At 72.8% G+C, this 9,110-nt stretch carries 7 protein-coding genes and 1 pseudogene; 2 read left to right on the top strand and 6 right to left on the bottom strand.

Translation table 11 applies throughout. From position 1 onward, the window contains the following. Positions 1 to 57: 57 nt before the first annotated feature. Positions 58 to 1,632: an FMN-binding glutamate synthase family protein gene (locus AB0B68_RS29965; protein WP_357203737.1), complete on the bottom strand. Its 1,575-nt coding sequence runs from the start codon at positions 1,630 to 1,632 to the stop codon at positions 58 to 60. Positions 1,633 to 1,720: 88 nt separating this feature from the next. Beyond that, complete coding sequence (locus AB0B68_RS29970; RefSeq protein WP_357203735.1) at positions 1,721 to 2,851, bottom strand: N-acetylmuramoyl-L-alanine amidase; 1,131 nt, start codon at positions 2,849 to 2,851, stop codon at positions 1,721 to 1,723. A gap of 195 nt (positions 2,852 to 3,046) precedes the next feature. On the opposite strand from AB0B68_RS29970, the pseudogene AB0B68_RS29975 reads away from it, so the two are divergent. Further along, a pseudogene (locus tag AB0B68_RS29975) lies at positions 3,047 to 3,688 on the top strand (hypothetical protein); the annotation flags it as partial. 743 nt (positions 3,689 to 4,431) lie between these two features. Then, positions 4,432 to 5,757: an MFS transporter gene (locus tag AB0B68_RS29980; protein ID WP_357264230.1), complete on the top strand. Its 1,326-nt coding sequence runs from the start codon at positions 4,432 to 4,434 to the stop codon at positions 5,755 to 5,757. Between the two features lie 172 nt (positions 5,758 to 5,929). Here the strand turns inward: AB0B68_RS29980 and AB0B68_RS29985 are convergent, their stop codons facing one another. The 4 genes from AB0B68_RS29985 to AB0B68_RS30000 all read right to left on the bottom strand — a co-directional run bounded on the left by AB0B68_RS29985 (position 5,930) and on the right by AB0B68_RS30000 (position 9,044). Next, entirely contained in the window at positions 5,930 to 6,346 is a 417-nt protein-coding gene (locus tag AB0B68_RS29985; RefSeq protein ID WP_357264233.1) for a YchJ family metal-binding protein, read from the bottom strand. A gap of 23 nt (positions 6,347 to 6,369) precedes the next feature. Beyond that, positions 6,370 to 7,137, bottom strand: coding sequence for an SGNH/GDSL hydrolase family protein (locus AB0B68_RS29990; RefSeq protein ID WP_355009141.1), 768 nt, complete (start codon positions 7,135 to 7,137; stop codon positions 6,370 to 6,372). A gap of 47 nt (positions 7,138 to 7,184) precedes the next feature. Continuing rightward, entirely contained in the window at positions 7,185 to 8,285 is a 1,101-nt protein-coding gene (locus tag AB0B68_RS29995; protein ID WP_357203727.1) for a magnesium and cobalt transport protein CorA, read from the bottom strand. A gap of 147 nt (positions 8,286 to 8,432) precedes the next feature. Then, a complete protein-coding gene (locus AB0B68_RS30000) occupies positions 8,433 to 9,044 on the bottom strand; it encodes a class F sortase (RefSeq protein WP_357203726.1) in 612 nt (203 codons plus the stop codon). Positions 9,045 to 9,110 lie beyond the last annotated feature (66 nt).

The raw sequence follows: 9,110 nt of genomic DNA on the forward strand, positions 1-9,110 counted from the left end.
GATCCCGGTACTTCTCTGCTCCGCGCCTGCGGCCCTCGCCGCCGGATCGGCGTGAGCTCAACCGACGGCAGTGGCGGAGGGCGGGGCGCTGCCGCCCTGGCGTGCCTCCGGGACCATCAGCCGGATGATCTCCGCCTGGTCGGCGGGCGAGGGCAGTCCCCATTCCGGTCGGTAGCCGTACACCTGGTGCAGTGGGGTTGAGGCGGTGCGGCCGTCCAGGATCTCCACGGCGTCGGTGCCGATCAGGCCGGGGTGTTCGACGCCGCAGGCCTCGGCTACCTTGGTCAGGTCCCGGCGTAGCGTCCGCAGGTAGTTGGCCGCCCGGACCGACTTCAACGCCGGGTCCAGCCCACGGGCGAGCCACGCGTTCTGGGTGGCGACGCCGGTGGGGCAGGTGTCGGTGTGGCACTTCTGCGCCTGGATGCAGCCGACCGCCAGCATCGCCTCCCTGCCGACGTTGACCATGTCGCAGCCGAGCGCGAACGCCACGATGGCGTTGTCCGGCAGGCCGAGCTTGCCGCCGCCGACGAAGACCACCTGCTCGTGCAGACCGTGCTCGGCGAAGATCTTGTAGACCCGGGAGAAGCCCTGCTGGAATGGGAGCGACACCGAGTCGGTGAAGATCAGTGGTGCGGCCCCGGTGCCTCCCTCGCCGCCGTCGATCGTCACGAAGTCCACACCCCGGCCGGTGTCCCGCATGAGGGTGGCCAGCTCCTCCCAGAAGCTCAGGTCACCGACCGCCGACTTGATGCCGACCGGCAGGCCCGTCTCGGCGGCCAGCAACTCCACCCAGTCGAGCAGGCTGTCGCAGTCGGAGAACTCGGCGTGCCGGGACGGGCTGACGCAGTCCTGACCGGCCGGGATGCCCCGGGTGGCGGCGATCTCGGCGGACACCTTCGCCCCGGGCAGCAGCCCACCGAGGCTCGGCTTGGCGCCCTGGCTCAGCTTGATCTCCAGCGCCCGCACCGGTGCGCCGGCGACCAGGTCCTTGAGCCGGTCGAGGCTGAACCGGCCGTGCTCGTCCCGGCAGCCGAAGTACGCGGTGCCGAGTTGGAAAATCAGCTCCCCACCGTTGCGATGGTACGGCGACAGACCGCCCTCGCCGGTGTTCTGCAGGCAGCCGGCGAGGGCCGCTCCCTTGTTGAGCGCGGTGATGGCGTTGCCGGAGAGCGAGCCGAAGCTCATTCCGGAGATGTTGACGACCGACTCCGGTCGGAACGCCCGGGCCCGTCCCCGTGCCGCGCCGAGCACCTTCGCGCAGGGCACCCGTACGTCGTGCCCGGCGGTCGGTGCCGACGGCGGCACGGCACGACCGAACGTGCGGTGCTTGATGATCGGGTACCCGGCGGTGTATTCGATGTCGTTGTCGGTGCCGAAACCGAAGTAGTTGTTCTCCTGCTTGGCCGACGCGTACACCCAGCGGCGCTGGTCGCGGGTGAAGGGCCGTTCCTCGTTGTTGCCGGCCACGATGTACTGCCGAAGCTCCGGCCCGATCGTCTCCAACAGGTAGCGGGCCCGGCCGAGGACCGGGAAGTTGCGCAGCAGCGCGTGGTCGCGCTGGATCAGATCCCGCGCGGCGAGTGCCGCGACGGCGGCGGCGACGGCGGGTACGGCTCGACGGGCCCAGGTCATGCCGCAACTCTTTCCGCCGGGGCGGCGGATCAAACCGGTGAGCGTGCTGGTGGCGGTGCGGGTGCGCCCCCGCACCGCCACCACGGGCTCAGCGGTGCCGGAACGACTCGCGGACCGACCCGCCGACGACAGTGCACCAGGTGCTCGTACTGAGCTTGCCGTTGCGGGGCAGCCCGTGCAGCGCCTGAAGGTCCTGCACCGCCGTGCGGGTGGCGTGGTCGTACGCCCCGGTGACGGTGACCGCGTACCCCTTGGTGGCGAGGATTTCCTGCACGGCGGTGACCGGCGCTCCGGCGGCGTGCTGGTCCAACTCCGGCGCGAGCGTCTCCCAGGTCGGCGTGGTGAGGGTGGCGTCCACGTCGACCGCGATGCCGTTGCGGGCCTGCCAGTCCTGCACCGCCGCCACTGTCGCGGCGTCGAACGTGCCGCTGACGATCACCGGGTAGCCCCGGTAGGCGAGCAGGTGCTGCACCACCCGCACCGAGGGGGAGTTGACGAAACGCCACAGGTCCGGCCAGCGGCGCGCCGGCACGTCACCGAGTTTGGTGCCCAGCGCGGCGTGCACCCGCCGCCGCAGCTCGGGGAACTGTCGGTAGAAGGCGGCGCCCGGGCACTCGGTGGTGCGGAAGTCCCAGTGGCCGAAGATGTCGTACGCGTGCAGCCCGTACTGCCGGCAGATCGCGACGCAGAGCTTCACCAGCGAGTCGGTCAACGCGTCCGGTGGCGTCTCGGTGACGTAGGTGCCCTCGTTCTCGATGCCGATGGCCCGGCCGTTCTCACCCGGACAGTGCGCCGAGATCATCTGCCGGTCGCCGGCTTCGAGGCGCTCCAGGCTGCCCCGGCGGCCCTCCAGCACGTACCCGCCACGGCTCACTGTGAAGTGCTGGCCGGTGTCCGACCAGCCGTTGCCGTCCATGTGCAGGTCCTGGCAGTCGTGGGCCAGCTTGACCGCCTGCTCACGGGAGTAGTCGGTGACGTTCGGGAACGCCATGTGGTGCACGATGATCTTGTTGGTGGCGATGGCGCTCACCGACAGCGGGTCCTTCGGCGGGCGGGCGGCCCACTCGTCACAGCTGATGATCCAGTCCAGGTCGGTGCCCGGCGCGGCCTGCGCCGCGCCCGGGAAGGCGAGTTCGCTCCCGACGACGGCGACCGTGGCGGCGCCGAGACCGGCCCGCAGCAGCGTCCGGCGATCCACTTCGGAATGGTCGACGTGCATTGCATCTCCTCCTGCGGCCGACGGCGGGGGGATGAAAAGTAGCTCCAGTGGCCGCACGCACTCCGGAGAATATTGCCAAAACTCGCCCACGCGCTAGAGGGCCGACAGGCCTGATGATCACTGGTGTTTCCGCGTGTCGGGTCGGGGGTAGGTCGGGGCGGACCGTTCCGGCTGCCCCACTTAAGGAATGACCAGATGAGTGACAACGTCAGCGACGCGGTGGGCGACGCTCTCCGCTCGGTGATGCTCTTCCTGCCCAAGGCCGTCGCCTTCCTGGCGATCCTGGTGGCCGGATGGCTGATCGCCAAGGCCGTACTGAAGATCGTGGAGAAGGTCCTCGAACGGGTGGGCTTCGACCGCGCCGTCGAACGCGGCGGCATCCGCCGCGCGTTGAGCCGCTCCCGGTACGACGCCAGTGACATCGTCGCGAAGCTCGTCTACTACGCGGTGCTGCTGTTCACCCTTCAGCTCGCCTTCGGCATCTGGGGCCCGAACCCGATCTCCGACCTTCTCGGCGCGGTGATCGCGTGGCTGCCCCGCGCCTTCGTCGCGATCGTCATCGTCGTGGTCGCCGCCGCCATCGCCAACGCGGTCAAGGACATCATCAGCGGCGCGCTCGGCGGCCTGTCGTACGGCCGGGTGCTGGCCACCATCGCCTCGGTGTTCATCCTCGGCCTCGGCGTCATCGCGGCGCTGAACCAGATCGGCGTGGCCACCGCGGTCACCACCCCCGTGCTGATCGCCGTGCTGGCCACTATCGGCGGCATCCTCGTCGTCGGTGTCGGCGGCGGTCTGATCCGTCCGATGCAGAGCCGTTGGGAGTCGTGGCTGACCCGCGCCGAGCGGGAGTCGCAGCTGATCGCCGAGCACGCCCAGGCGTACCGGGCCAGCCGCCGCGACGCCGAGGCCGCGCTGGCCCGCCGGTCGGCCACCACCAGCGACGCGGAGGCCACCCAGGTGGTGACCCGGCCCACCGACGCCGACGCCACCCAGGTGGTGACCCGGCCCACCGACCCGGAGGCCACCCAGGTCGTCCACTTCCCGGTCAGCTCCGACACCACCCAGGCGGTCAACCGCAGCGTCGGCGACGAGCCGACGCCGACACCGGCCCGGCCCTCAGCGACCGACCACACGACGCAGGTGGTCAGCGGCTCGGCCGATTCGGACGTCACGCAGGTGGTGGGCGCCGGCGTCGACCCCGACACCACCCAGGTGGTCACGGGCGGCACCGATCGCGCGGTGCCCGGCCAGCGCACCAGCGACGACAGCGAGACCACCACCGTCATTCCGCCGCTCGACCGGCGCTGACACCAGCGGTACGGCGGCGGGGCGGGACCGATTCGGTCCCGCCCCGCCTCTCGTTGTCCGCCACGCCACGCCACGCCCCCTCCCGCCCCGTCCCGCCCACCCGGCCCGGTCCGCGCTGCTCGGCGCGCCGAAAGCGCTGGCCGAGGCCGCGCCGGTTGTCTAGCATCGCGGGCATGACCTGGCGACATTGATCCAGCAGCGTCTGCCGATCCCGTGGGCCACCACGGTCACCGCACGTCCGGTGTCCGTCTCCACTCCCACGGGAAGGCCCCATGACCCTCATCGCTTCGCGCGTGCCCGAGCCGGCGGTCCGTCGGCTGACGGCGACCCTCTACGGGTACGCGTTCCTCAGTGACCTGGTCCTGCTCTACCCCCTGTACGTGGTGTTCTTCGCCGACACCGGGCTGTCGGTGGGGCAGATCGCGTCGCTCTTCGTCATCTGGTCCGCCGCCGGAATCCTGTTCGAGGTGCCCTCCGGCGCCTGGGCCGACGTGCTGTCCCGCCGATTGTTGCTGTGCCTCGCCCCGCTGGTGGCCGCCGCCGGTTTCGCGCTCTGGGTGCTGCTGCCGTCGTACCCGGCCTTCGCTGTCGGCTTCCTGCTCTGGGGCGCTGGTGGCGCACTGGTCTCCGGTGCGCTGGAGGCGTTGGTCTGGACCGAGTTGGACCGGCTCGGCGCTGTCGACCGGTACGCCCGGGTGCTCGGGCGGGCGCGGACGGCGGGTGTGCTGGGCGTGGTGGTCTCCGGAGTGCTCGCCGGCCCGGTGCTCGCCGTCGGCGGGTATCCGGTGGTCGGCGCGGCCAGCGTGCTCGCCTGCCTGCTCGCCACGATCGTCGCCACCCGCTTCCCGGAACACCGCGCGCCCGCCGCCGTCGGCGTTCCGGTCGCCGAGCCGGCGGCGGCCGTCCGGCCGGTGGGTGCCGCACCACCCCGGCAGGACGAACCCGTGAGCCCGGACGACGATGGTGACCTGGGGTGGTGGGACACGCTGCGGGCCGGGGTCTCGCAGGTCCGCACCCGTCCGCCGGTACGGGCCGCCGTGCTGCTGGTGGCCGTGGTCGCCGCCGACTGGGGCGCCCTGGACGAGTACACCCCGCTGCTCGCCCTGGACACCGGCGTCGGGGCGCAGGCCGTACCCCTGCTGCTCCTGCTGCTCTGGGCCGGAGTCACAGTCGGTGGGCTGCTCGCCCCGGCGGGGGAGCGGCTGGGCAGCCGAGGTTACGCCGGGTTGTTGGGGCTGGTCGGCGTCGCGCTGGCCGGAGGCGCCCTGTTGCGGCACCCGGCGGGGTTCGTGCTGCTCGCGGTGGCCTTCGGCGCCGCGCAGTTGGCCACCGTTCTGGCCGACGCGCGGCTCCAGGCCCGGATCGTCGGCAGCAGCCGGGCCACCGTCACCTCCCTGGCCGGGATGGCCACGGACGTGCTGATCATCGTGACGTACGCCGGTTACGGCCTGCTCGCCACGGCGGCCGGCAACGCGGTGGCGTTCGCGCTGACCGCCGGGGCGTACCTCGTGGTGGCGCTGGTGCTGCTGACCCGCCGCCGGCATTGGACGACAGTGCCCACCGCGGTGGCCGCGGCGGTGCCGGGCGGCCCGGACTGACCGGGACCCGGCGGCGGCCTCAGCGGCCTGCTCGGCTCCGGTCAGCTTCTCGTGCAGGACGTTGACCCGGGCCTTCGACTCGCCGACAGCGTCGATGCCGACGACGATCCTGGTGGGGCACCCGGCTCAGTCGGCCCGGAAGCTGCGCGGTGGCGGTGCGGACGCGCACCCGTCAGGGTTGGTCACCGTCGAGGTAGACCCAGCGGCCGTCCTCGCGGACGAACCGGCTGTGTTCGGTCAACGTGCCGGGCCGGCCCGCGTCCCGGTAGTGGGCGTGGAAGGTCACCGTGCCGGCGGTGTCGAGCAGGCCGCCCCGCTCGGTCTCCACGATCTCCAGTCGGGTCCACCGCTGCCCCGGGTCAAGCTCCAGGGAGGCGGGCCGGGTCGAGGAGTGCCAGCTGCGCAGCAGGTAACCCGAGTCGCCGAGGGCGAAGGCGCTGAACCGGGAGCGCATCAACGCCTCGGCCGTCGCCGGGGCGTCGCCGCCGTGCGCCGGCGCGCAGCAGTCCGTGTACGCCCGGCCGGAACCGCACGGGCACGCCCGTCCCGTTGTCGCGTTCGCCCGCCGACGTCCCCCACCCTTGCCCACGTCGCCATCCTGCCGCACCCGACCTAGTCCAGTGGCACCGGCAGCGGCACCGGACGCTTGGCCACCCGGTCGTCGCCCGACGACTGGCCCCGCAGGTGCCGGGCCAGCCAGGGCAGCAGGTGCCGGCGGGTCCAGGCCAGCTCGGCGCCGAACACCTCGCCGCGGCGCCGCCGGGGTGCCGGCGGCAACGGCCGCGTCCAGGAGTCGTCGAACCCGGGCAGACCCGCCGTGTACGCCAGGGCGGCGGCGATGCGCTCGTGCCCGGCGCTGTTGGCGTGCAGCCGGTCGTCGCTCCACAGCCGGGGATCGGAGGAGACCGGGTGGGCGCCCAGGTCGAGGAGGGTGGCGCCGGTCCGTGCGGTGGCGGCCCGCAGCGCCTCGTTGAGCGCCAGCATGCGACCACGCAGCGGCCGGGCCAACGGCATCACGGGCGCCGGATCCGGCATCGTGAAGGTCAGCACTGTGGCCCCCTGCTCGACCAGTGCCTGCTGCATCGCCGCGACATCCCCGGCGACCTGGTCCGCGTCGAAGGAGGGGCGCAGCACGTCGTTCATGCCGGCGACCACGGTGGCCAGGTCGGGGGCCAGGTCGAGGGCGGGCTGAAGCTGCTCGGCGCGGATCAACGCGGTGGTCCGGCCCCGGATGGCCAGGTTCGCGTATTCCAGACCGCCCTGGGCGCGAGCAACCGCCAGGGCGAACCGGTCGGCCCAGCCCCGGTAGCCACCGATACCGTCCGGGTCGTCGAGCCCTTCGGTGGTGCTGTCGCCGATCGCCACGTACCGCTGCCACATCACCCGCGCGAGGTTAGCCCTCGGTCAGCTTGGGCGGACCACCGACCTCACAGCCAGCCGGAGCGGCGGAACAGCCGGTACAGGAACAGGGCCGCCGCCGCCATCAGGGTGAGGGCCCCGGCGTAGCCGTAGCGCCAGGCCAGCTCGGGCATGTGGTTGAAGTTCATGCCGTAGATCCCGGCGATGCCGGTCTGGGTGGCCGCGATGGCCGCCCAGGCGGCGATCTTGCGCATGTCGTTGTTCTGCTCGACGGCGAGCTGCGCCAGCCGGGACTGGACGATCGAGGTGAGCAGGTCGTCGTACGCGGCCACCCGGTCCACCGCCCGGCTCAGTCGGCCGTCGACGTCGACGAACCAGCGGTGCAGGGCGCGCGGCGGGCCGTCGGGTTCGAGCAGCGTACGCATCGGCCCCTGCAACGGCAGGACCGCGCGCTTGAACTCCACCACCTCCCGTTTGAGCTGGTAGATGTGCTGGATGTCGACGGCGCGGTCGCGGGCGAACACCGCCTCCTCGACCCGCTCCAGGTCCCGTTCCACGTGGCCGGCCACCTCCAGGTAGGAGTCGACCATGCGGGCGCAGACCGCGTACGCCACCGCCCACGGGCCGGCGGCCAGCAGCGCGGGGCGGCGCTCGATGTCGGCGCGAACGCTGCGCAGCGCCCCGGCGGCACCGTGCCGCACCGTGATGGCGAAGCGGTCACCGAGCAGCACCATGACGTCCCCGGTGTCGATCACCTCGGAGGTCTCGGTCAGCTCGTCGTGCTCCACGTACCCGGCGGTGCGCAGGACCAGCAGCGTGACAGGCCCGTGGCGCTGCACGGTGGGCCGGTGCCCGTCGGCGAGCGCCTGTTCGACTGTCAGTTCGTCGAGGCCGAAGGTCTGGCCGACTGCGGCGAGCACCGCCGGGCCGGGATCGTGCAGTCCCAGCCACACGAAGGCGTCGCGGCCGTGCCGCGCCCGGGCGTACGCGTCGGCGTAGTGCGGTTGACCGGGTTCCCGGCGGCCCTTGAGGTAGACGGCGCAGTCGACCACGGCGTCCGGGTTGGACCGGCGGAGGTTGGGGGAGTCGCCCTCGACCCGCCCGAGCAGTCGACGGGCCAGGGCGCGTACGCCTCGACCGGTCCGATTCCGTACCGGTCGCTGATCCACCGCGTGCCTCCCCGTCGCCGGCGTACCGTCCCGATCAGGGGATGGTGCCACCGCATTCTGCCGACGAGGGTCCGGCTCCCGACAGCGGGGAGGCGGCGCGGGCGGCTCGGGCAGGCGGTCCGGTTCCGGCGGTGCGGGTGGCCCGGTTCAGGCGGTGCGGGTGGCGAAGACGACGACGTTGTCGACGTAGTTGCCGGTCGCCGCGTCGAACCGGCCGCCGCAGGTGATCAGGCGCAGCCCGGCGGCGTCCGCCGGGCCGTAGACCAGGGCGGTGGGGAAGTGCTCCTTCGGGTACGCCCGCACCTCGTCCACTGTGAACGTGGCGACCCGTGCGTCGGCGCGGGTGACCTGCACCTGCTGCCCGGCGCGGAGCCGACCGAGATCGAAGAAGACCGCCGGGCCGGACGGCGCGTCGACGTGTCCGACCAGGACAGCGTTGCCGGTCTCACCGGGGCTGACCCCGTACCGGTACCAGCCGGCGAGGGTGGGCCGGTCCAGTGGCGGCACCTCCAGCACGCCGGCGGCGTCGGCGCCGACGGGGACGATGTCGGCGCGTACGTCGATGGCGGGGATCTGCACCCGGACCGGCGCGGCGGGTGGCAACGGAGCCAGGTCCGGTGCGGGGTGGGTGCGGGTCGGCGCGTCGGCCGACGGTCGTGGTGGCCGCGCCGGGTCGGCGGTGAGGCCGACGGTGATCAGCCCGAGCCCGGTCACGCCGAGCAGGGCCACCACTGCCGGTAGGGTCCGCCGCCACCGCACGTGTGCACCTCCGTACCGGATTGTCGGGGTGGGGGGGGGGCGGGGGGCGCGGCGGGGCCCCCGCGG

The organism is Micromonospora sp. NPDC049049, from assembly GCF_040649115.1.
Classification (GTDB): domain Bacteria; phylum Actinomycetota; class Actinomycetes; order Mycobacteriales; family Micromonosporaceae; genus Micromonospora.

Bases quoted from the DNA above. Each gene is read 5' to 3' on its own strand.
- AB0B68_RS29965 (WP_357203737.1), bottom strand. From the start codon at position 1,632: ATGACCTGGGCCCGTCGAGCCGTACCCGCCGTCGCCGCCGCCGTCGCG.
- AB0B68_RS29970 (WP_357203735.1), bottom strand. From the start codon at position 2,851: ATGCACGTCGACCATTCCGAAGTGGATCGCCGGACGCTGCTGCGGGCC.
- AB0B68_RS29980 (WP_357264230.1), top strand. From the start codon at position 4,432: ATGACCCTCATCGCTTCGCGCGTGCCCGAGCCGGCGGTCCGTCGGCTG.
- AB0B68_RS29990 (WP_355009141.1), bottom strand. From the start codon at position 7,137: ATGTGGCAGCGGTACGTGGCGATCGGCGACAGCACCACCGAAGGGCTC.